General features: G+C 64.6%; 20 protein-coding genes and 3 tRNA genes. 8 read left to right on the top strand and 15 right to left on the bottom strand.

Annotation, left to right across the window (positions count from 1 at the left end):
- Window positions 1-66: 66 nt before the first annotated feature.
- The 3 genes from OKW38_RS24230 to OKW38_RS24220 all read right to left on the bottom strand — a co-directional run bounded on the left by OKW38_RS24230 (window position 67) and on the right by OKW38_RS24220 (window position 2,855).
- Window positions 67-531, bottom strand: coding sequence for a DUF2214 family protein (locus OKW38_RS24230; protein WP_090801129.1), 465 nt, complete (start codon window positions 529-531; stop codon window positions 67-69).
- A 150-nt stretch (window positions 532-681) separates the two neighbouring features.
- Entirely contained in the window at window positions 682-1,530 is an 849-nt protein-coding gene (locus OKW38_RS24225) for a hypothetical protein (protein ID WP_090801130.1), read from the bottom strand.
- Between the two features lie 260 nt (window positions 1,531-1,790).
- Window positions 1,791-2,855, bottom strand: coding sequence for a glycosyltransferase family 4 protein (locus OKW38_RS24220; protein WP_090801132.1), 1,065 nt, complete (start codon window positions 2,853-2,855; stop codon window positions 1,791-1,793).
- Between the two features lie 695 nt (window positions 2,856-3,550).
- On the opposite strand from OKW38_RS24220, the gene OKW38_RS24215 reads away from it, so the two are divergent.
- Window positions 3,551-5,386 carry an ABC transporter ATP-binding protein gene (locus OKW38_RS24215; protein ID WP_429335060.1) on the top strand — a complete coding sequence of 612 codons (1,836 nt, stop codon included), beginning with the start codon at window positions 3,551-3,553 and terminating at the stop codon, window positions 5,384-5,386.
- A 90-nt stretch (window positions 5,387-5,476) separates the two neighbouring features.
- Here OKW38_RS24215 and otsA read toward each other — a convergent pair whose 3' ends face one another.
- Together otsA and otsB are read right to left on the bottom strand one after the other, a co-directional pair.
- Window positions 5,477-6,955 (bottom strand): alpha,alpha-trehalose-phosphate synthase (UDP-forming), encoded by a 1,479-nt coding sequence (gene otsA, locus OKW38_RS24210; protein WP_090805405.1) that lies wholly within the window; start codon window positions 6,953-6,955, stop codon window positions 5,477-5,479.
- A gap of 53 nt (window positions 6,956-7,008) precedes the next feature.
- Entirely contained in the window at window positions 7,009-7,758 is a 750-nt protein-coding gene (gene otsB, locus OKW38_RS24205; RefSeq protein ID WP_090801136.1) for a trehalose-phosphatase, read from the bottom strand.
- Between the two features lie 486 nt (window positions 7,759-8,244).
- On the opposite strand from otsB, the gene OKW38_RS24200 reads away from it, so the two are divergent.
- From OKW38_RS24200 to OKW38_RS24190, 3 genes are read left to right on the top strand one after another with little or no spacing between them, the layout of a single operon-like run.
- The gene (locus OKW38_RS24200) at window positions 8,245-8,859 is read left to right on the top strand and encodes an SCO family protein (RefSeq protein ID WP_429363350.1); all 615 of its coding nucleotides are present in this window, start codon (window positions 8,245-8,247) and stop codon (window positions 8,857-8,859) included.
- Between the two features lie 28 nt (window positions 8,860-8,887).
- On the top strand, window positions 8,888-9,349 hold the full coding sequence (locus OKW38_RS24195; protein WP_090801139.1) for a copper chaperone PCu(A)C: 462 nt from the start codon (window positions 8,888-8,890) through the stop codon (window positions 9,347-9,349).
- 39 nt (window positions 9,350-9,388) lie between these two features.
- Window positions 9,389-10,273 (top strand): cytochrome c oxidase assembly protein, encoded by an 885-nt coding sequence (locus OKW38_RS24190; RefSeq protein WP_090801140.1) that lies wholly within the window; start codon window positions 9,389-9,391, stop codon window positions 10,271-10,273.
- A gap of 11 nt (window positions 10,274-10,284) precedes the next feature.
- Here the strand turns inward: OKW38_RS24190 and OKW38_RS24185 are convergent, their stop codons facing one another.
- The 8 genes from OKW38_RS24185 to uvrC all read right to left on the bottom strand — a co-directional run bounded on the left by OKW38_RS24185 (window position 10,285) and on the right by uvrC (window position 16,330).
- Entirely contained in the window at window positions 10,285-10,785 is a 501-nt protein-coding gene (locus tag OKW38_RS24185; protein WP_429363348.1) for a GNAT family N-acetyltransferase, read from the bottom strand.
- A 139-nt stretch (window positions 10,786-10,924) separates the two neighbouring features.
- Entirely contained in the window at window positions 10,925-11,674 is a 750-nt protein-coding gene (locus tag OKW38_RS24180) for a TraB/GumN family protein (RefSeq protein WP_187610819.1), read from the bottom strand.
- A gap of 164 nt (window positions 11,675-11,838) precedes the next feature.
- Window positions 11,839-12,411, bottom strand: coding sequence for a hypothetical protein (locus tag OKW38_RS24175; RefSeq protein ID WP_244144952.1), 573 nt, complete (start codon window positions 12,409-12,411; stop codon window positions 11,839-11,841).
- 279 nt (window positions 12,412-12,690) lie between these two features.
- A tRNA-Cys gene (locus OKW38_RS24170) sits at window positions 12,691-12,764 on the bottom strand.
- A gap of 128 nt (window positions 12,765-12,892) precedes the next feature.
- Window positions 12,893-12,968: transfer RNA gene (locus tag OKW38_RS24165), tRNA-Gly, on the bottom strand.
- Between the two features lie 61 nt (window positions 12,969-13,029).
- Window positions 13,030-13,105: transfer RNA gene (locus tag OKW38_RS24160), tRNA-Gly, on the bottom strand.
- A gap of 196 nt (window positions 13,106-13,301) precedes the next feature.
- Window positions 13,302-13,895, bottom strand: coding sequence for a CDP-diacylglycerol--glycerol-3-phosphate 3-phosphatidyltransferase (gene pgsA / locus OKW38_RS24155; protein WP_062127799.1), 594 nt, complete (start codon window positions 13,893-13,895; stop codon window positions 13,302-13,304).
- 203 nt (window positions 13,896-14,098) lie between these two features.
- Window positions 14,099-16,330, bottom strand: coding sequence for an excinuclease ABC subunit UvrC (gene uvrC / locus OKW38_RS24150; protein WP_429363346.1), 2,232 nt, complete (start codon window positions 16,328-16,330; stop codon window positions 14,099-14,101).
- A 298-nt stretch (window positions 16,331-16,628) separates the two neighbouring features.
- Here uvrC and earP point away from each other — a divergent pair, with 298 nt between their 5' ends.
- From earP to OKW38_RS24130, 4 genes are all read left to right on the top strand, one after another.
- Window positions 16,629-17,822 carry an elongation factor P maturation arginine rhamnosyltransferase EarP gene (gene earP, locus OKW38_RS24145; protein WP_429363344.1) on the top strand — a complete coding sequence of 398 codons (1,194 nt, stop codon included), beginning with the start codon at window positions 16,629-16,631 and terminating at the stop codon, window positions 17,820-17,822.
- Between the two features lie 395 nt (window positions 17,823-18,217).
- Complete coding sequence (efp, locus tag OKW38_RS24140) at window positions 18,218-18,775, top strand: elongation factor P (protein WP_008919334.1); 558 nt, start codon at window positions 18,218-18,220, stop codon at window positions 18,773-18,775.
- Window positions 18,776-19,048: 273 nt separating this feature from the next.
- Window positions 19,049-19,255 (top strand): CsbD family protein, encoded by a 207-nt coding sequence (locus OKW38_RS24135; protein ID WP_090801149.1) that lies wholly within the window; start codon window positions 19,049-19,051, stop codon window positions 19,253-19,255.
- 188 nt (window positions 19,256-19,443) lie between these two features.
- Complete coding sequence (locus tag OKW38_RS24130) at window positions 19,444-20,826, top strand: sigma-54-dependent transcriptional regulator (protein WP_429363343.1); 1,383 nt, start codon at window positions 19,444-19,446, stop codon at window positions 20,824-20,826.
- Between the two features lie 110 nt (window positions 20,827-20,936).
- Here OKW38_RS24130 and nagZ read toward each other — a convergent pair whose 3' ends face one another.
- Both nagZ and acpS read right to left on the bottom strand, forming a co-directional pair.
- On the bottom strand, window positions 20,937-21,965 hold the full coding sequence (gene nagZ / locus OKW38_RS24125) for a beta-N-acetylhexosaminidase (protein WP_429363341.1): 1,029 nt from the start codon (window positions 21,963-21,965) through the stop codon (window positions 20,937-20,939).
- A gap of 64 nt (window positions 21,966-22,029) precedes the next feature.
- Window positions 22,030-22,497, bottom strand: coding sequence for a holo-ACP synthase (gene acpS, locus OKW38_RS24120; protein ID WP_187612368.1), 468 nt, complete (start codon window positions 22,495-22,497; stop codon window positions 22,030-22,032).
- Between the last annotated feature and the right edge of the window lie 8 nt (window positions 22,498-22,505).

Raw genomic sequence — 22,505 nt, 5'->3', positions numbered from 1 at the left:
CAGGCTTCGCGGCAAACGACGCCACGCCTGGCGCCACCAGCCCCTGGCAATAGAAGGCCCGCCGCGCTACACCGCGCCGGCGGGCAACCCGATGCCGCGCGCCATTCCGGTCGCGGCAAACACCATCAGAACCAGCAGCACGGTCTGGATCACGCTGAAATGCGCGTAAGATCGCGCCTTCTTCAGATTCGGCGCCGCGCCGCTGCGGATCGACGCGCGCCAGCGCATCAGGCCGAGCATCGTGGGCACTTCGAGGATCAGGATCAGCGCGAGCAACGTCATCTTCACGTGAAAGAGCGGCTGGTGCAGGTAGTAGTCGGCGCCCTTCTCATAGCTACCGAACATGCGCATCAGGCCGGTCACGATCAGCACCAGCGCGGCGATGCCCCAGCGTGAATCGGCGCGGAACACCGAACGCAACGCGGCGGGCACCGACGCGCGGCGCAGCGACCACGTGCGTCTGAGAATCGACGCGAGCGCAAAACCATAAGCGAGCAGATGAAGGGCGGCAAGCAACCAGCGAACCAGCATGGCGACTCCTGCGAAAGACGCAATATGATCGATGAGTGTCCCACTCGCCCGCCTGCAGGCCGGGCGCCTTGATTGCATTATCGACGAAGCTTCGCTTCGGGATGCGTGCAGCAGCCACGCGATGTGACCGATAGCACAAAACATGCAGCGTCAGACCTGGCGCAGCGTCGTGTCGAGCGCGCGAGCGGCGACGCGATCGCCTTCGGTCGTCAGCGCGGCGCGGAAAACGGTCTGCCGGTTATGACCCGCGGCGGCCGGCGAATCCCACAGCAACTCGACCTTCGGACGTACGCCGAACGCGCTGCGCGCAAGCGAGGGCGCCGCGACCGCCCCTATCGGCGCCGCTGACGCGCCGGCCTTGCCCGGCGCGCCGAACGCGACCGCGGGCGCCGGCGTCGCGCGCGCATTGGAACCGCTCGCCCAGCGCACCGACAATTCGCGCGCATCGTATTGCCCCACCTTGCGCCGCTCAGCCCACACGACGACGGTGCGGGTCAGCGGATCGAGCGACACCGCATAGCGGCCGATCGCGAAGCGCCGCGCCGCCACATTGGTGCGCCACAACGGCAGCGGCCGGCAGATCCACAAGACGATCGCATACAGCACCGGCGCCGCGACGAGCCAACCGTTGCTGGCCGCGACCGCCTGCATCGCGCGACGCCAGCCTGCGCTCGCGACGAACGCGCCGACCGACCACAGCGCAAACAAAAACCCGAGGAACGCGAACAGGCGCAGCGCCTGACGCAGCCATTGCGGCAACGGATGGAACGGACGCTCCGCGACGGCGCGCGCGCCCGGCAGGAAGATCAGCAGGAACAGAAAAACGAGGTTGATACATGCCCACGGTGAAGACGCCATCGCGGTCAGCGCGGTGGTCAGCTTCATCTCGGACATCGAGAAAAACCAGCGGGCAGCGAGCACGAGACCGATGGCGCGCAACGTAAAAATCGTTCCGGCGCCGGGCGCGGCGTTCGCGCGCGTCTCTTTCGTTCTCGCCAAGGCATCCTCCTGTCGTCGGCGGCACCGCAGCCCAATTTGCGGCACGGCAATTATAGGGATATTACCGAGACTGGCTCGTTCGCGCCGCGCGGAAACCCGTATTTTCAGTTGTGCACCGACGAAAAACGCAGCGCGCATGCAACAACGCCCCGCCGGCGACGTGCCGGCGGGGCGTTCAGAGCAACGAAGGAAGCGTGCAACGAGTTGCTGCCGACAGCGTTTTATCTACCGCGAAACAACCGCGGCGAAACAATCGCCAATCAGCCCGCGTTGACTTCGCGCAGCACTGTGCGATGTTTGCGGCGCAGCAGCTCTTCATAGGTGGCGACGTAGTTCTGCGCCATCACCTTCGACGAGAAGCGCGCCTCGAACGCCTTGCGCACGCCAGCGCGGGGCAGCGTGTGCAGACGTTTGACGGCGGCGACCGCGCTGATTTCGTCCTCGACGACGAAACCCGACACGCCGTTTTCGATCACTTCCGGCACCGAACCGCGATTGAACGCGATCACCGGCGTGCCGCAAGCCATCGCCTCGATCATCACGAGACCGAAGGGCTCCGGCCAGTCGATCGGGAACACCAGTGCGTGCGCATTGCCGAGAAACTCGCGCTTTTCAGCTTCGCCGATTTCGCCGATGTACTCGACGTGCGACAACGACATCAGCGGCTTGATGACTTCTTCGTAGTAGGCACGGTCGGCCTTGTCGATCTTGGCGGCGACCTTGAGCTTCATGCCTGCCTGCCCGGCGATGCGAATCGCCCTGTCAAGCCCCTTCTCCGGCGAGACGCGGCCCAGGAATGCGAGGTAGCCGGGCTCGACGTTGGGAATCGGCTTGAGCACGTCTTCCGGCAAACCGTGATAGACGGTTTGCAGCCAGTGCGCCTGCGGCAGCGGAATGCGCTGGTTGTCCGAGATCGACACGACCGGCACGTCATTGAACGTGTTGAAGATCGGCTGCAGCTCAGGCAGATCGAGACGGCCGTGCAGCGTCGTGACGAACGGCACAGGCTGACGCGCGAACAGCGAGAACGGGTAGTAGTCGATGTGGAAATGCAGCACGTCGAATTCGTCCGCGCGGCGGCGCACTTCTTCGAGCAGCAGCATGTGCGGCGCCATCACGTCGCGGATCGTCGGGTCGAGGCGCAGCGCCTGCGGCCAGAAAGCTTCGAGCTTCGCCGAGGTTTGCGAATCACCGCTTGCAAACAGCGTGACGTCGTGGCCCTGCTCGACCAGCGCCTCGGTCAGATAGGACACCACGCGTTCCGTACCACCGTACAGCTTGGGAGGAACCGCCTCGTGCAGCGGAGCGATTTGAGCGATTCGCATATTGACGAACTCCTAGTAAAAAATCAGGCAAAAGTACTGCATTTGGAAAAAGCGACTCGCTTGCTCGCCAGGGCAGTCTGGCCGGAAATGCCGGCGCGGGCCTGATTCTTTTGAGAAATCCTGCGATGGATCGCTTGGTAACGAGCCCGGACAAGTGGATCAGCGACTGGGCATGTGCGAGTAAACGCGCCCGCTGCACCGACGTTGACAAACTGTCAGAAAAATTGCCGGGCTAACGAGCACGCATTATCGATGCCTTGATTGTTGCAGCACCGCAGCATTTCAAAGTCTTTACGTTGTTACAAATGCGAAACATTTTGCAAACCCTTGTTTTCAAAGACAGTTCTACAGTATGCACGAGGTTTCGGGAGGCGCGGCGGTACCGTGTCTGTGAGCTCTCGCCCATCAACGTTGCCGGTAGGAATTGCAAAATTGCCGCAGCGCGGTCGAATGCAATCTGTAATCATATCTCGAAATTTTCCGCAATCTGCCTGAATGGCCCGTCGGCTGGTGTGTCGGGACGACGCAGATCGCGGAGGTCCATCGCGAAATCAATCGCGTCAAAGCCCGGATACACAGGGCGCAATCGCCTTTGCATGTTTACAATGCGAAGCATCGGCTTCACGCAGAGCCATGCTTGTCCGTGTGGTCCGCGCATTGCATGCACAACCCGCAACACATCGATCTCAGCTCAATTGGAACACTTGACCATCGCCCAGCGTAACGCCCAGAACGCCAAGCTCGCGAGCTATGCGCACCGGCCACTTGCGTTTCTCTTCCGCTTTATCCGCCGCCATCCGCTCGCGCATGCGATCGTGTTGTGCAGCGTGTTTGCGGCCGTGGGCTGTGCACTCGCTTCGCAGTACGCGATCAAACATCTGATCGACGTGCTCGGCGGCGGCAGGCATCATCCGGGACCGCTGTGGGGCGCGTTCGCGATCCTCGTCGGCCTGATCGCTGCCGACAACCTGTTGTGGCGGATCGGCGGCTGGTTCGCCGCGCACACGTTCGTCGCCGTGACGGGCGATTTGCGGCGCGATCTGTTTCAGTACCTGAGCGGCCACTCGCCGACCTACTACGCCGAAAAGCAGCCCGGCATGCTGGCAAGCCGGATCACCGCGACCTCGAACGCCGTCTACACCGCCGAAAACACCACCGCGTGGAACGTGCTGCCGCCGTGCATCGCGGTGCTCGGCGCGATCGTGATGATCATCGCGGTGAACCCGCTGATGGCCGCCGGCCTGATGCTGTGCTCGGCGATCCTGTCGGTCGTGCTGTACAAGCTCGCGGGCCGCGGTTCCGCGCGTCACCATAATTTCGCGACCAAGGCGGCATCGGTCGACGGCGAGCTTGTCGACGTGATCAGCAATATGGGGCTCGTGCGCGCGTTCGGCATGACGTTCCGCGAACAGCACCGCTTTGCTTCGACGGTCAAGTCGGAAATGGACGCGCGCCAGCAAAGCCTGCTGTACCTGGAAAAGCTGCGTCTCCTGCACGCCGTGGTCACCGCGCTGCTGTCGGCCGGCCTGCTAGGCTGGGCGCTATGGCTGTGGGACCAGGGCCGCGCGACCTCGGGCGACATCGTGCTCGTCAGCTCGCTCGGCTTCACGATCCTGCACGGCACGCGCGATCTCGCCGTCGCGCTCGTCGACGTCACGCAGCACGTCGCGCGACTCGCAGAGGCCGTGCGCACGCTGCTCGAACCGCACGGCATGCCCGATCGCGACGACGCGACCGAACTTGTGCCGCAGGGCGGCCGCGTCACGTTCGACAGCGTCACGTTCGCCTATCCGCGCCGCCGGCCGATTCTCGATCACTTCGACCTCGATATCGAACCGGGTCAGCGCGTCGGGCTGATCGGCAAGTCGGGCGCCGGCAAATCGACCGTGCTCGCGCTGTTGCAGCGCTTCTACGAGACCCAGGGTGGCGCGATCAAGATCGACGGCCAGGACATCGCGTCGATTACCCAGGACAGCCTGCGCCACGCGATCGCGCTGGTGCCCCAGGACATCTCGCTGTTCCATCGCACGGTGTACGAGAACATCGCGTACGGCCGCCCGGACGCGAGCCGCGAGGAAGTGCTCGCCGCCGCGCGCGAGGCGCGTTGCGTGGACTTTATCGAAGCGATGCCGGAAGGCTACGACACGATCGTGGGCGACCGCGGCGTGAAGCTGTCGGGCGGTCAGCGCCAGCGCATCGCAATCGCGCGCGCGATTCTGAAAAACGCGCCGATCCTGCTGCTCGACGAAGCCACGTCCGCGCTCGACAGCGCGTCCGAGGAAGCGATCCAGAAGGCGCTCGACCGCCTGATGGTCGGCCGCACCGTGATCGCGATCGCGCACCGTCTGTCGACGCTGAACAACTTCGACCGGATCATCGTGATGAGCGCCGGCAAGGTCATCGACGACGGCACGCCGGAAGAACTGCGCCAGCGTCCGGGCCTCTATCGCGACCTGCTCTCGAAGCAGTATGGCAAGGGCCAGACGCTGCATATCGGCGGCAAGAAGGTCGACGAACAGCACGTAGCCTGACGCACGGCTGGTCCACGCGCTGCGCATCGCTTGAAAAAAAGCCGCTCCCTGGAGCGGCTTTTGGCTGTCTGGCTCGCGGCCCGGCTTGGCTTAGCCGGTCACGCTCTCGCGCGCCGCCCTCTTGCGCGCGGCGCCCGCCGCACCCGTGGCCGCGTGCGCTTTCCCGCTTCCGGCGCGCTTCGCGCCCTCGACGCTCTGCAGATCGCGCATGAAGTTATCGCGCCACACCGATACGTTGTTCTCGCGCAGCTGCGCCATCATGTCGCGATAGCGCCCCTGGCGCTCGGCGAGCGGCATGTCGAGCGCCCGCGCGAGCGCTTCGGCCATGCCGTCGATATCGACCGGATTGACGATCAGCGCGCCGTCGAGCTCCTGCGCCGCGCCCGCGAAGCGCGACAGCACCAGCACGCCGGGATTCTCCGGATCCTGCGCCGACACGTATTCCTTCGCAACGAGGTTCATGCCGTCGCGCAACGGCGTCACATAGCCGACGTGCGCGGCGCGGAACAGCGCCGCCAGCACCGAGCGCTCGTACTGCTTGTGGATGTATAGGATCGGCGTCCAGTCCAGCTCGGCGAAACGTCCGTTGATCCGTCCCGACTCGCCTTCGAGCTGTAACCGGATGTCTTGATACGCGTGCAGGTCGGCGCGCGTCGGCGGGGCGATCTGCAGGAACGACACCTTGTTGCGCTGCGCGGCCGTATGCTCGAGCAGGCGCTCGAACGCGCGGAATCGCTCGACCAGCCCCTTCGAATAATCGAGCCGGTCGACGCTCATGATCAGCTTGCGCGAATGCAGCGTTGCCTTCATCGTGCGCACCGGCTTGCCGCGTTCGCCCGCCTTCGCGAGCTCGGCGATCTCGTCCGGATAGACGCCGATCGGATACGCAGAGGCGCGCAACGTGCGGCCGAACGCATGCACACTCAGCGGTCCTTTCGCCGACGCGTCGATCGAGCCGCCCGCCTCGTTGATCACGTAGTCGCAGAACGCGCGCAGATCGGGACCGGTCTGGAAGCCGAGCAGGTCGAACGAACACAGCGCCTCGACGAGCTCGCGATGCGGCGGCACCGTCAGCAGCACCTGCGCGGCCGGAAACGGAATGTGCAGAAAAAAACCGATGCGGTTCTTCACGCCTGCCGAGCGCAGCGCCTGAGCGAACGGAATCAGGTGATAGTCGTGCACCCAGATCACGTCGTCCTCGCGCAGGAGCGGCACGAGTTGCTGCGCGAGCCACGCGTTGACGCGGCAGTAGCCTTCGAAGTCGTGCCGGTCGTAATGCAGCAGGTCGGATCGATAGTGGAACGCGGGCCACAGCGTCGCGTTCGAGAAACCACGGTAGTACTGGTCGTAATCGCGCCGCATCAGCGGGACGGTCGCGAAGGTCACCGGACCGCGCTCCTCGAGCTTGATCTGCGGCTGGCCGGAACTCAGCACGTCGCCGCTCCAGCCGAACCACATGCCGCCGGTCTCCTTCAGCGCGTCGTACACGCCGACCGCCAGACCGCCCGCCGCCGGACCGCCCTCCGAAATAGGCGCCACCCGGTTCGAAACAATGATCAGTCGGCTCATGAAGCGCGATTCCCGATGCAATATGTTGTTTTCGTTGAACGGGGCCACCGGCGTCATGCGCCGCGCGCCGCCGCGACGATGGTTTCGAGCCAGTCGAGCAGCGACGACACCGATTCGACGCGCGTGTGCGCCATCGTTTCGCCCGCGCCGACCTTGATCGACAGACCGCCGCGCTCGTTGACGACCGCGAAGCCCTTCTCGTCGGTCAGATCGTCGCCGGCGAATATCGGCGTGCGGCCGGTGAACGGCAGCTCGTCGAGGAACGCGCGCGTCGCGCGGCCCTTGTCGACGTCCTTCGGCTTGATCTCGTAGACCATCTTGCCGGGCTGCAGCACGTAAGAAGCGGGGTAATCGGCGACGAGCCGCTCGGTCGCCTCGCGCGCGACCGGCTCGCGGTCCGGCGCGTTGCGGTAGTGCAGCGCGAGCGCCGCGCCCTTGATCTCGAGCAGCATGCCCGGATGTTCGTTGACGACCTGCGCGAGCACCTGCTCCATGCGCAACAGGCGCTCGTCGTGAAAGCCGATGCGCTGCGTGTCGCCATTCGCATCGCGCCGCTCGGCGCCGTGCAGACCCGCGACCGGCAGATCGGGCATGCCGAGAAAACTGTCGATGCTGTCGATGCCGCGCCCCGACACCACCGCGACCGCGCCATTCGTCAGACTGCGCAGTTCACGCAGCAGGTCGATCACGCGCGGCTGCACCAGCACGCCGTCCGGTGTGGGGGCGAGTTCGACGAGCGTGCCATCGAAGTCGAAGAAAAATGCCGTCTCGCTCGGAGACAGAACAGCCGGAAGTGCTTGCATCGCCTGGGTTCGCCTTTCAGCCATCTATGGCCGGAAAAGTGTGCGCATCTTACCGCGCATCCGTCAATTTTTCGAGAAAGTAAGCTGGGACTCAAGCCCGACGGGCGATCTATCCATCCGCTTCGGTCGATTGCGTTCAAAAGCGCAACGATCGGGCTTCAACCGGCTTTCAGCAAGCTGCGTCAAATTGACACGCAAATCGTGCGCCCGACGCGCCGCGCGACGCTGGCGCCAATTTTGCGCTACAGTCGCTGCCACGCGGACCGTCGGCGTGATGGACATCGTTGCACGCTCTCGCTCAATCGCGTGGCGCGCGCGAATCTTGCGCGGCATGATCGGGCGACGGTGCGGCCCCCTGCTCCATCGATTCGTGTTGCCTGCTCTTCAATCGAGTCATTGAACCCTGCTTTGTTCCCGATCCTGCCACCCCAGCGCCCGCGGCCGAACCTGTCCCACTCACGACCCAAGCGACTCACGCACCGCTTGATGCACGGGTTGGCACGCCGGCTTGCGGCGGCAACTGCGCTGGGCACGCTGGTCGCGCTCGCCGCGCTGACCGGTTGCACACAGCGCGCCGAGCCGTGGCAGTTGACCAACGTGACCGGCCACCTGCCGGATCTGGACTTCACCTTGACCGACGACACCGGCCGTCCCGTCAACGCCGCGTCGTTCAGGGGCCGCACGTCGCTGGTTTACTTCGGCTACACGCATTGCCCGGACGTCTGTCCCGAAACGATGGGCCGTCTGATGCAGGTGCTCGGCAAGCTCGGTCCCGATGCGCAGAAAGTGCGCATTCTGTTCATCACCGTCGATCCCGCGCGCGACACGCCGCGGGCCTTGCACGACTATGTCGGCGCGTTCGACGCACAGCACGCCGAAGGGCTGACCGGCACCGACTGGCAGATCGAGTCGCTGGCCAAGCGCTATCGTGTCGCTTATCAGATGGAAAAACGCGACTCGAACGGCAACTACGAGGTCACGCACAGCTCCGCCGTCTATGTGTTCGACAGCCGGGGCCGCGCGCGCCTGCTCGCCACCGATCACGACACGCCCGATGCGATCGCGCAGGACCTGCGCCGCATCATCGATGACCAATCCTGATTCTTCTTTGATCCCACTCCATTCCATCATGACGATCAAGCTCAAACCAATCGCTTCCCTCGCCTGCGCGCTCGCGCTGTCACTCGGCGCCGCGTCGGCCGCGCAAGCGGCCGATGCTCACGCGATCAGCATCAAGGACGCGTGGGTGCGCTGGCTGCCGAACAACCTGCCCGCGGCCGGCTATGCGACGCTCGTCAACGCGAGCGACAAGCCGATCGACCTCGTCGATGTGTCGAGCGACGACTACGGCGACGCGATGCTGCATCAAACGGTATCGAACGGTTCGACGCAGAAGATGGTGATGGTCGACAAGCTGACGGTGCCCGCGCATGGCCAGGTCGCGATCGCGCCGGGCGGCTATCACGTGATGCTCGAGGACGCGAAGCACAAGGTCGCGCCGGGCGACACCGTGCGTCTGACGCTGAAGTTCTCCGACGGCGAAACAGTGAGCGCGCCGTTCGCGGTCAAGTCGCCGGGCCAGACCAAGTAAGCGGCACGACGGGCCGCCGCCACCGCACGCGCCATCGCCATGAACCTGCTCTACTGGCTCGATCCCTGGGAGTTTTCGCCGACCGTCGTGATCGCGTTGCTGATCCCCGCGATCCTGTTCGTGCGCGGCGCACGCAAGGCGCGGCTGTCGTTCGCGCGGCGTCTGTCATTCTGGTTCGGGCTGGTCGCGCTGTATGTCGTGCTGCATACGCGGCTCGATTATTTCTTCGAGCATGAATTCTTCATGCATCGCTTGCAGCATCTGGTGCTGCATCATCTCGGGCCGTTCTTCATTGCGCTGTCGTATCCGGGCGCGGCGTTGCGCGCGGGAATTCCGTTGCGCTGGCGACAGCGCTTCGTGCGGCCCGCGCTGCAAACACCGCTCGTGCGCACGGCGCTCGACGTCGTCATGCACCCGGTCGTCGCGGTCACGCTATTCGTCGGGCTGATCTATTTCTGGCTGCTGTCGCCGGTCCATTTCGTCGCGATGCTCGACTGGCGGCTCTATCGCGTAATGAACTGGAGCATGGCGATCGACGGCCTGCTGTTCTGGTGGCTCGTACTCGATCCGCGTCCGGCGCCGCCCGCGCGTCTGTCTCCGGGCAAGCGCGTGCTCGTCGTGATCGCGGCGATTCCGCCGCAGATCGTTCTCGGCGCATTCATCTTTTTTACGACGCACGAGTTGTATCCGATCTACTCGATCTGCGGCCGCGCGTTCACGTGGCTGAGCCCGATGCGCGATCAGCAGATCGGCGGGCTCCTGCTATGGATTCCGGGTTCGATGATGAGCGTGGTCGGCGCGCTGATCGCGCTGCGTCACTGGATGCGGCTGTCGTCTCGCGGACGCCTGCGCGCCGAGCGGCATGCAAAAGCGGCGCGCGGGCTCACGCATGCGGCGTCGACGACCACGAACGTGCCCCGCTGACCCGTTCGCGTTCACAGCGCGCGCATCCACACATGCGGGATGCCGTCTTCGTCGTGAATCTCCGAGACCGGCTCGAAGCCGAACGCACCGTAAAAGCCTTGCAGATGCGCCTGCGCGTGCAGACGGATCGGCGTATCGGGCCACTGCGCACGGATTTGCGCGAGCGAGCGTTCGAGCATCGCATTGCCGAGACCGATGCCGCGAAACGGCGCGGTCGTCAACACCCGGCCGATGCGCACATCGGCATCCGCCGCAACGGGCAACAACACGCGCAGATAGCCGGCCAACGGCGGCAACGCCGCACCGTCGCCGGTGCCATACGCAAGCAGATGCCAGGCTTCGACGTCGAGCCCATCGATATCGCCATACACGCAGTTCTGTTCGACGACGAACACCGCGCTGCGGGCGGCCAGCATCTCATAGACTTCGACGCTCGTGAGGTTCCCGAACGGCTTCCAGCGCCATTCGATCTGGGCGAGCCGCGCGGCGGCGGGGTGTTGCGGTTCAGTCATCGGTAGCTTTCAGGGTCAATGCGCGACAGCGCGGGCAACGATCCGCAATTATGCCGCGCGCCTCGTCATCGAGCATGCGCAGGCCTGGCATCCGGGCGGTCGACACGGCTGTCTTCAGTCGCGAAAGCCGCGCACGCGTTCAGAACACCGCTTGCACGGGTCGCGCGAGACAGTCGGGGAGATTGCCGGGGCCGCATAGATGCAGCGCGCCGACGACCACCAGCGTGCGCTCGCGAACGTCCAGCAACTCGCTCAGCCGCGCGGCCCACGCGCGATTGCGCACGTCGAGAATCGCCTGACGGATGCCGGCCAGATTGAACATCGGCGCTTCGACGGCGATTTGCTGTATCGCGTGCAGATCGCCCTCCAGCCACGCCGCGTGCATCCGTTCGAGCGTGCGCTGCGGTTCGCCGCGGTCGGCCATCAGCATGTCGAGCGCCGCGGCAATGGCTTCGAGCGGAATCGATTCGAGCGCGACTGCGACGTCCCGCGCGGACTCGAGATAGCGATACGGCTTCGCCTGCGCGAGCGCCGAGCGCAACATGCGCGGCTCGACACCCTCGACGACCTGCTGCAGCAGCGTCGGCGCGACGATCAGCGCGGCCCACGGACGCAGTGTTTCAAGCGGCGCGAGCAGGCCATCGGTCGGCCACAGCGCCCGCAGTTGCGTCCAGGCTTCGTCGCGCATCAGGGGCCGCAGTTGCGCGGCGTCGGGGTGTGCGTCGGCTTTGAGAAACGGCAGGATCGTTGCTGGGTCGGACTCGAATACGAGCGCGTCGGCCCAGTCATAGGCTTCGGCGACCCATGGCGGCGTTCGACGGCTCGTCGCGGGAAACAGATGCATCGAGCCGAGCAGGCGGACCTGAGTGCCGGTGAGTTGGAAATACATGCGGCTTCAATGAAAACGGGCGATGACGACGGTGCGATTCTATCGCCCGGCCTGGATGAGGCGCGCCGGCGTGCGTTGCCCTTCCCGTGCGCGCGCCGGACACGCCGTTGAGCGTAATGCGCTGCCCCAATGAATGCGGGAACGCATCAAACGCCTGAACCCGATTATTGCCCGCTCTTTTTAAACGACTCGAGTTCGGTCGTATAGCGCTCGTTTCTCACGCCATTGCTGCCGTAATACTCTTCCACCGATTTCACCCAACGGCCGACTTCCGGCACATACCAAAACGCCTTATACGTGCGTCCCGTCGCCTGAACAGGACCGAGTTTCTGCGCATGCGTGATCATCGCGGTGTCGCCCTGCTCGACCTGGCTGGCTTGCGTGACCGTCTGCCGCGGCTCGAGTTGCGCGTCCCAGTCGCCTTCGGCTTCGATCTTGATCGCCTGGAATTTGCCGGCGGGCACTTCGACGGTTTCCGTTCCGACCACCCGATACTGCGAGTTCCACTTCTGCGAAGCGAATACCCGGTTCGGATGCTGCCCGGCGTATTCGACCGTCCCGCTCTTACCCGGCGACAACGGAAACGCGAACGGCCGGTTCACGACTGTATCGGTGCCGTTCACGCTGCGCTCGCGGCTCCAGTCCGCTCCGGCGATCACTTCGCGTGGCGCCTGCGTCGAACCCGAGATCTTCGATTCGAAATAGATGTGCGATGGCGTCGCCCGCAGCACCGTCACCTGCTCGTGCGTCTGGTTCCAGCCCGATGGCCCTCTCTCGCTCGTCGATGTATATGTCCGGCGGTACGCCGCAAGAGCACTACTGCTTCCTGAACACCGCTGCCGTGCAGTCAATCAAATCCGCGCTCAATTTCTGATCGATTCGGAGGAACGTCTGCGGCACGCAGTCGGATCGACCGCTCCGCTCACCTTGATGACGACGATCGACAAGGCTGGCGAAGAGAGGAACAGAAAAACAAAAGCCCCGACAAGTCGGGGCTTTCGCTTTACATCAAAGACTGGAGGCGCGAGCCGGAGTCGAACCGGCCTAAACGGCTTTGCAGGCCGCTGCATAACCGCTTTGCTATCGCGCCACAAGCGGACTGGAACCTGGACACGGGTTCGCAGATTTATCTGGTGATAACCAGAAGAACCGAAGCTCTGGAAGTTCAGAACGAGCGGCCTTCCAAACAAAAAGGGAAGCGCTGCTTCCCCTGATGTATGGAGCGGGAGACGAGGCTCGAACTCGCGACCTCAACCTTGGCAAGGTTGCGCTCTACCAACTGAGCTACTCCCGCATTGAACTGCTTCACCGCGCTGCCTTTTTTACTTCGCCAAACAACGCGATGCTTCGAATACTGGAGCGGGAAACGAGGCTCGAACTCGCGACCTCAACCTTGGCAAGGTTGCGCTCTACCAACTGAGCTATTCCCGCGTTGTGCTGCATTTACTGCTACTGCTTTACTGCGTCTCCGGTGTTTCGCGTTGCGTGCATCGGAGAAACGAGATTATGGATAATCGACTGAAACGTGTCAACCCCTTTGCCCGTCTGTGTTAAAGAAAATATTTCTCTCGTAGTAGTGCGGGGTTCGAACTCACTTTTGCGCCCCCGTGCTCTTCTATTCACACCGTCACGCAATGCCGCCGCGCTCGCGAATCTGCGGCCACGCGAGCTTCATGTAGTACAGCATCGACCAGATCGTCAGGAACGCAGCCAGATAGATCAGCCACAGGCCCCACACGCGCGTGTCGACCGTCACGCCGCCACCGAGCGGCAGCGGGCCATAGAACAGCAGCATCGGAATCGCGACCATCTGGCAAGCGGTCTTGAACTTGCCGAGCGAGTTCACCGCGACGCTCTTCGACGCACCGATCTGCGCCATCCATTCGCGCAGGGCCGAGATCGCGATTTCACGTCCGACGATCACGAGCGCGATCGCGGAATCGATCCGCGTGAGTTGCACGAGCACGAGCAGCGCCGCGGTCACCATCAGCTTGTCGGCGACCGGATCGAGAAACGCGCCGAATGCCGAGGTCTGATTCCATTTGCGGGCCAGAAAGCCGTCGAACCAGTCGGTGAGCGCCGCCAGGATGAAGATCGTCGCGGCCGCGAGATTGCGGTGCGCAGGGCTCATCATCATGTCGGGCAAATAGAACACACCGACGACGAGCGGAATCAGCACGATCCGCAGCCAGGTCAGGAATATCGGGAAATTAAACGGCATGGGGCAGGCGCAGCGTCTGACGAGTGAGTTGCAATTGTGCCGTGTCACAGGGCCTGCCACAAGCAAGCGCGCCCAGGCATGGCCGCGCGGGGGCGGCAAGCGAGCCGCCCCCGGCGCGTGGTTCGCAGCCAGCGCATCCGCAGCGCGACGCCGCGGGTCCGACGAACCGTCGTTCCGATCACGGCGCGGCGTGGCCCGCCAATTCAATGCAGTTGCCGGTAGATCTGCTCGGCGAGCGCCTGCGAAATGCCTTCGACGCTCGCGAGATCCTCGACGCTCGCGGCCACCACGCCGCGCAAGCCGCCAAAGCGCGCCAGCAGGCGCTGACGCCGCTTCGCCCCTACGCCTTCGAGTTCTTCGAGCCGCGAGGTCTGGCGCGTCTTGCCGCGTTTAGCGCGCATGCCAGTGATCGCGAAACGATGCGCTTCGTCGCGGATCTGCGCGACCAGCATCAGCGCGGCGCTTTCCTTGCCGAGTTCGAGCGGCGTGCGGCCGTCCGCGAAAATCAGCGTCTCGAGACCGACCTTGCGCCCCTCGCCCTTTGCGACGCCGACGAGCATGCCAGTATCGAGCCCCAACTCCGTGAACACCTGCCGCGCGATCTCCACCTGCCCCTTGCCGCCGTCGATCAGCACGATGGTCGGCAGCACGCCGCCGGCCGCGGCCGGCTCGGCGGCATCGGCGGCGAGCGCGGGATCGGCGGCCGCGTCACTTTGCGATTCGGCGGCTTCGTCGCTCGCATTCGCGGCGGCCTGCGCGACCATCTTTTCGTAGCGGCGCGTGAGCACCTGGCGCATCGCCGCGTAATCGTCACCGGGCGTGATGCCGGCGATGTTGTAGCGGCGATACTCGGACGACTGCATCTTGTGGTGGTGAAAGACGACGCAGGACGCCTGCGTCGCCTCGCCCATCGTGTGACTGATGTCGAAGCATTCGATGCGCAGATGCGCGAGGTCGTCGCACTCCATGCCGAGCGTGTCGGTCAACGCGCGCGTGCGCGCCTGCTGCGAGCCCTGCTCGGAGAGCAGGCGCGCGAGCGCGAGCCGCGCGTTCTGCTCGGCCATCGCGAGCCACGCGCGCCGCTGTCCTTGCGGTTGACGCAGTACGGTCACCTTGTGGCCCGCCTGCTCGATCAGCACGTCGACGAGTTCGCGCGCCGGCGCGTGGCTGACCACCAGCACCGGCGGCACGCGATTGCCGAGGTAATGCTGCGCGATGAACGCTTCGAGCACTTCGGATTCGATGCCGCCTGGCGCGCGGCCGTTGCGGCGCTTCGCCGCGGGGCCGGACCCTGCGTTCCCGTCGGTGCCTTCGTCCGCGCCTTCGTCGCTGACGGCGTCCGGAGTCGCTTCGGCAGCCTCGTCGATCGCGTCTTCTTCACTACCATCGACGTCCTCGTCTTCCGACGGCATGTCCTGAGCGATCGCGAGCGCATCGGCCGAGGCGCTCGCCGCCGCGGCCGATGGCGCGACCGCTCGTGCATCCGCCGATGCATCGTCCTGATCGCCGTCTTCTTCGAGCCCGCCTTCCGCCGCCGTCAACGCGCTCTCCACGTGCGTGGGAAAGTACGCCTTGTCGCCGAGATGTCGTCCGCCGCGCACCATCGCGAGATTCACGCACACGCGGCCGCCCAGCGCGACTACCGCGAGAATGTCGACGTCGCTGTCGCTGCCGACTTCGATTGCCTGCTGATGCAGCACCGTCGACAGCGAACTCATCTGGTTGCGCACCGCCGCGGCCTGCTCGAACTTCAACTCGCTCGCGAACGCATGCATCTTCTGCTCGAGCTCCTTCATCACCTCGCCCTGACGGCCGAGCAGAAAGCGCGACGCGTTGGCGACGTCGCGCGCGTAATCCTCCTCGCTGATGTTCGCGACGCACGGCGCCGTGCAACGGCCGATCTGATGCAGCAGACACGGCCGCGTGCGGTTGTTGAACACCGAGTCTTCGCAGGTGCGCAGCTGGAACACGCGCTGCAGGATCTGGATGCTCTCGCGCACCGCCCACGCGCTCGGGAACGGGCCGAAGTACTGGTTCTTGCGATCGACTGAGCCGCGGTAATAGGCCATGCGCGGAAACTTGTGGCCGGTCAGCTTCAGATAGGGATACGACTTGTCGTCGCGAAACAGGATGTTGTAACGCGGCGTGAGCGCCTTGATCAGATTGTTTTCGAGCAGCAGCGCCTCGGCCTCGGAACGCGTGACCGTGGTCTCGATGCGCGCGATGCGCGTGACCATCATCGCGATACGCGGCGACAGCTGTGTCTTCGTGAAGTAGCTCGATACGCGCTTCTTCAGATCGCGCGCCTTGCCGACGTAGAGCACCGCGCCACTCGTGTCGTAATAGCGGTAGACGCCGGGCAGATGCGGCAGTTGGGCGAGCACTGTTTTCGGCTCGAAGGTGTCGGGGGCGTCGCTGGCTTCGGGTTCGGTCATGCGGGATCGATTGGGGTGGGACTGTCTCGCGCTGCCTCGCCGCTTGCACCGGTTGCACTGATTGCACTGATTGCACCGATTGCACCGATTGCACCGATTGCACCGATTGCACCGATTGCACCGCCGGGTGCCCGGCATCGTGCGCCGGGGGTCATGTCGCGTGTCGCCGATGCGGCCCGCATGGCGGACAAAGGGCGCGCGCGATCGCGAGCGAGGCTTTAGAATCGCCAGTTTAGAACATTACGCGTTCGTTCGAACCCGCTCCGTTCGCCGGAGTCACCGAGCCAGCCGAGCCGCCATGTCCTCCGTCGCGCCCGATTCCGGATCACCCGCCGCCCCTGCCAACCCGATCGCCTGCGATATCTTCTGCGCGGTGATCGACAACTTCGGCGACATCGGCGTGTGCTGGCGCCTTGCGCGCCAACTCGCGCGCGAGCACGGCTGGCAGGTGCGCGTGTTCGTCGACGATCTGCATGCGTTCAGGAGGCTGTGCCCGTCGCTCGAGCTGGAGCGTGCGCGGCAGACGCTCTACGGCATCGTCGTCGAGCATTGGCACGAGCCGTCCCACGCTGGCGATACGCTCGAAGTCGCCGACGTCGTGATCGAGGCGTTCGCCTGCGAACTGCCGCCCGTCTATATCGCGGCGATGGCAGAGCGAGCGTGCGTGCCGCTCTGGTTCAACCTCGAATATCTGAGCGCCGAGGACTGGATCGCCGATTTTCATCTGCGGCCATCACCGCATCCGCGCTACGCACTCAGCAAGACCTTCTTTTTCCCCGGACTCGGCCCCGGCACCGGTGGCGTCCTGAAGGAGCGCGATCTCGACGCGGCGCGCGCCGCGTTCGAAGCGTCGCCCGCCGCGCGCTCCGACTGGTGGCGCAACGTCACGGGCCACGCGCCGCCGCCCGCCGACGCGACGGTCGTGTCGCTGTTCGCCTACGAAAACCCCGCCGTCGACAGCCTGCTCGAACAATGGCGCGACAACGCAAGCCCGATCGTGCTGCTGGTGCCCGAAGGACGCATTTCCGGCGCGCTGGCGCGCTTTTTCGGCCTACCGTCGTTTGCAGCGGGCACCCATGCGACGCTCGGCAACCTCAGCGCGCACGCGCTCGCGTTCACCGAACAGCCTGGCTACGACGCACTGCTATGGGCAAGCGACGTCAATTTCGTACGCGGCGAGGACTCGTTCGTGCGCGCGCAGTGGGCCGCCAAGCCGTTCGTCTGGCACATCTACCCGCAGGCCGACGACGCCCATCTGCCAAAGCTCGACGCCGCACTTGCGCACTACACCCGCACGCTCCCAACTGACGCGCGCGCCGCGCTCGAGCGCTTCTGGCACGCGTGGAACGGCGCTGGTCAGCCGGACTGGGCGGAATTCCAGCGCCACTATCCGGCCCTGAAACGGCGCGCCGCGGGCTGGGCGGTCGAACTCGCGCAAGTCGGCGATCTCGCCGGAAATCTGACCTCGTTCGCAAAAACTCAGTTAAAATAAGCGGTTATCCAACGGCCGACGACGCAAGCGCGGCCCGATTAGACCAACTACCCCATGGTCAGCCCGTCTGACCGGTCCCCTCGAAAAACACAGCACGCGTCCCAATCTTCCGGTCGGGCACGCGAATGTCAAAAAAGGGACGTATGTTTGGGCGTGTTGCAGATCGGCGCCACTCGTGTACACGCCCGAACAGGGTAAAAATCAGGTAACGGACAGGTGGAACGCCGAGGCATCACGCCCCCGGGTTTTCGCCGCGAGCCGATCCCGTTTCACGCATGCGGGCTGCGCGGCCGCTTCACGCGGCGCGCGGCAGGCGGTGGGCGAAACGCCGAAGCCGCTTGCGCCGTATGCCGTTGAGCAACAGTGAAGCTATTTATCTCGTACAGGACAGTTTTATGAAGACCGCACAGGAACTCCGCACCGGCAACGTCGTGATGATCGGCGCAGACGCAATGGTCGTGCAAAAGGCCGAATACAACAAATCGGGCCGTAACTCCGCCGTCGTCAAGATGAAGTTCAAGAACCTGCTGACCGGCGCAGGCATGGAAACCGTGTACAAGGCGGACGACAAGTTCGACGTCGTCGTGCTCGAGCGCAAGGAAGTGACGTACTCGTACTTCGCCGACCCGATGTACGTGTTCATGGACGCCGACTACAACCAGTACGAAGTCGAAGCCGAAATGATGGGCGACGCGATGCACTACCTCGAAGACGGCATGGCTTGCGAAGTCGTGTTCTACAACGAGAAGGCGATCTCGGTCGAACTGCCGACCACGCTGGTTCGCGAAATCATCTACACGGAACCGGCCGTCAAGGGCGATACGTCGTCGGGCAAGGTGCTGAAGAACGCCAAGCTGAACACCGGCTTCGAACTGCAAGTGCCGCTCTTCTGCAACATCGGCGACAAGATCGAAATCGACACCCGTACGCACGAATACCGCAGCCGAGCCTAAGCGCCCGCCCGCGTCACCCCGCCAGCGCCGGCGCCCTGCCGGCCTGCACAAAAAGCGCTCAATTTTTTGGGCGCTTTTTCTTTTCTGTCGCGCCGTGTATGGTTTAGGAAAACTTTACCGGCAAATTTCTCAAAATTACCATCGCGACATCCGGATTTCGCGTTGCGCGCGCGGCAAGGCCTTGATCGATTTCATCCACACCCTTTGGCACGATCTCTGCTAGGTGGAGAGAGTTACGCGAGTACGCTCATTTTCCACTCCTGGAGAGGCACCATGAACAACGACATCGCTGAAGGTAAATGGAGACAGATGATCGGCAAGGCGAAGACCGCATGGGGCGAACTGACGGACGACGAGTTGACCAAGGCCGAAGGCCGGGCCGACAAGCTCGCTGGTCTGATTCAGGAACGCTATGGCAAAACCCGTGAACAGGCGGAACTCGAAGTGCGCCGGTTTTTCGATAGCAACCGGGATTTCTGACAGGACCAGTGAAGGAACTACAGGCGCCGGCCCGCGCGACTCAAGGCGCAGTGCCGGCGGCTGTCGTTTTTTCACCGCCCAGGGACCGTTGGTTTAGCCCTGTCATCGAGCCCCCAGAGTCCGCGGTGCGCGCCATCAGCGTTGGCGGCGCACCGGGCATTCAACCCATTCATAAAATTGCGCTCGCCATGCCACACGCCCTGATTGTTGAAGACGATCCCAATAGCTTGTCCGGTCTGTCGGCAATCCTCGCCGCCGACGGCTTTTCAGTCGACACCGCGACCACGCTCGCCGAGGCCCGCGGCGCATTGACGCGCTTCATCCCCGACGTCGTGCTCGTCGACCTGAATCTGCCGGACGGCAGCGGCCTCGATCTGTTGCAGCATCTGCCCGCGCATCCGCCGGGCGGCGCGCTTCCGGTGATCGTGATGACCGGCAATGCGACCGTCGAGAGTGCGATCGAGGGCTTGCGGCACGGTATCTGGGACTATCTGCTGAAGCCGGTCAACATTCCGCGCCTGCGCAGCCTGCTCGCGCGCATTCCGCGGCCTTATGAGCTGACCGAGGAGGTCCAGGCGCTGCGCGCGGCGCTGCGTCAGCTTGGGCGCTTCGGCGCGATGCTCGGTCGCAGCGGCGCCATTCAGCACGTGTACGACACGATCGAGCGTCTCGCGCCGACAGAAGCCGCGGTGCTGATCTCCGGCGAGGCTGGCACCGGCAAGCAGATCGCCGCGCGCACGCTGCACGACATGAGCCGCCGCCGCAAAGGCCCGTTCGTCACGTTCGATTGCCGCGGCGCGACCGCGGGCGGGCTCAATCGCTCGCTCGACAGCATGCTGCTCGGTCACGAACGCGGAGCGTTCGGCGGCGCCGAGCAGCGCGAGCCGGGCCTCTTCGAACAGGCAAGCGGCGGCACGTTGTTCATCAACGAAATCACCGAGCTGCCGCGCACGCAGCAGGAAGCGCTGTTGCGCGCGCTCGATTCGCAGACCTTCATGCGCGTGGGCGGTACCAGCCAGATCGTGACCGACTTCCGGCTCATCGCGTCGACGCGCAAGCCGCCGCGCGCGGCGGTCGCGGACGGCTCGCTGCATCAGGACCTCGCGCTGCGCCTCGAAGCCGCCGCGGTCATGCTGCCACCGCTGCGCGAGCGTGGTGAAGATCCGCTGCTGATCGCGCAGGCAGCCGTCGACGAACTGAATGTGGAAGCGACCGCGCGCGGTACGGCCGAGGTCGCGAAGCAGGCGGCGCCGAATTTCCTGCGCGAATGCCTCGCGTATGACTGGCCGGGCAACGTGCGCGAACTGCAGGAGCGCGTGCGGCGCGCTTATCAGGCATCGGGCGACGTGATCGAGTCGTTGCGCGCCGACGAAGCCAGCACGGCGAACGGCCGCGATCTGAACGGCAGTCGCGTGCAGGTGACCGTCGGTACGCCCCTCGCGGATGTCGAAGAAATGCTGATTCGCGCGACGCTCGACGCGGTCGGCGGCACGCGGCATCGAGCGGCGTCGTTACTCGGAATCAGCCCGAAGACGCTGTACAACAAGTTGCAGCGCATGCGCTTGAACTGAGCGATCGGATCGCGCGTGCTGCGGTTGTCAAGCAAAGCTTGACGGCGGCTCGCACCGTTCGAAGCTGTTAAAAAATGGCGCCTTGAATTGCTTCAAGGCGCCATTTCCGTTTATGCAAACGTACTGCGCAGCAGCCTCTGCGCTTCGGCGTACCGTGGCTCGGCCATCAGCTTGCTCCACCTGAGCGCTTTACCGCGCGGCCGCATGCGCTTCAGCCGCCGCTGCGATTCCCTCGCCGGCGTGACGCGCAGCGCGTCGAGCACCTTCTCCGCTTCGTCCGGCTGGTTGCAGATCAGCACCATGTCGCAGCCGGCCTCCAGGGCCGCTTGCGCACCTTCGGTCAGCGTGCCGCCCTGGCGCGCGGCTTCCATCGACAGATCGTCGCTGAAGATCGCGCCTTCGAAGCCAAGCTTGCCGCGCAGGATGTCCTGCAACCAGATGCGCGAGAAGCCCGCCGGCTTCGCATCGACGCGCGGATAGACGACGTGCGCGGGCAGCACCGCGCCAAGCGACAGACCGAGCCAGTCGTACGGCGCGACGTCGTTGCCGAGGATTTCCTCGATCGGGCGTTCGTCGACGGGCATCGCGACGTGCGAATCTGCCTGCGCGAATCCGTGCCCTGGAAAATGCTTGCCGCAATTGCTCATGCCGGCGAGCGCGAGGCCGTGGTTCAAACTCTTCGCGAGCAGCGCGACCACGCGCGCATCGCGATGGAACGCGCGATCGCCGATCACCTGCGAGTGTCCATAGTCGAGGTCGAGCACCGGCGTGAAGCTCATGTCGATACCGCACGCGCGCAGTTCCGCGGCGAGGATATAGCCGACCGCGGTCGTCACCTTGGTCGCGTGCAGCACGTCCTGGTCCCACAGCGCGCCGAGCTTACCCATCGACGGCAGCACCGTGAAGCCGTCGGTGCGAAAGCGCTGCACGCGGCCGCCTTCGTGATCGACGGCGATCAGCAGATCCGGGCGAATCGCGCGGATGGCATCGGTCAGCCCGACCAGTTGCGCGCGGCTCTCGTAGTGGCGCGCGAACAGGATCACGCCGCCGGTCATCGGGTGAGCGAGACGCCTTTTGTCATCGCGGTTCAACGTTTTGCCGACCACGTCGAGCATCACCGGTCCGGGTGTGGTTTTCATCGAATTCCGCGGGAAAACTGTGAGACAACACAAACGCGACCGCCAGTGGCCGCGCTCAACCTTTTCATTCTGTGGCGGAACGGGCGGACGAAGCCCGCGACGCCGACGCCGCCAACGAACCTTCCGTATCGCCCGGCCGCTGCGTCTCCGCGATCACGAACGACACCGCGTAGTCGCGCTCGTCGCTGATCGTCACGCGCGCCGTGATGCCGCGCGCGTCGAGCCAGTCGGCCAGCTCGCCAGAGGCGACCACCATCGGCTCGCCGCTCGGCCGGTTCAGCGTTTGCAGCGCGCGCCAGCTCATCGGCCAGTGCATGCCGAGGCCGATCGCCTTCGAGAACGCCTCTTTCGCCGAGAAGCGCGTCGCGAGAAACGCGAGACCGCGCGCCGCCGAACGGGCGTGGCGCGCGTGGTACACGCGTAGTTCGTCGGGACCGAGCACCTTCTCCGCGAAACGGCCATTGGTGCGAGTCATCACCGCTGCTACGCGGCTGACCTGAACGATGTCGGTGCCGATTCCGTAGATTGCCATGCGTGCGT

It is taken from the genome of Paraburkholderia sp. MM5496-R1, assembly GCF_050436205.1.
Classification (GTDB): domain Bacteria; phylum Pseudomonadota; class Gammaproteobacteria; order Burkholderiales; family Burkholderiaceae; genus Paraburkholderia; species Paraburkholderia tuberum.
This window is presented reverse-complemented; position numbering and strand designations above follow the sequence as displayed.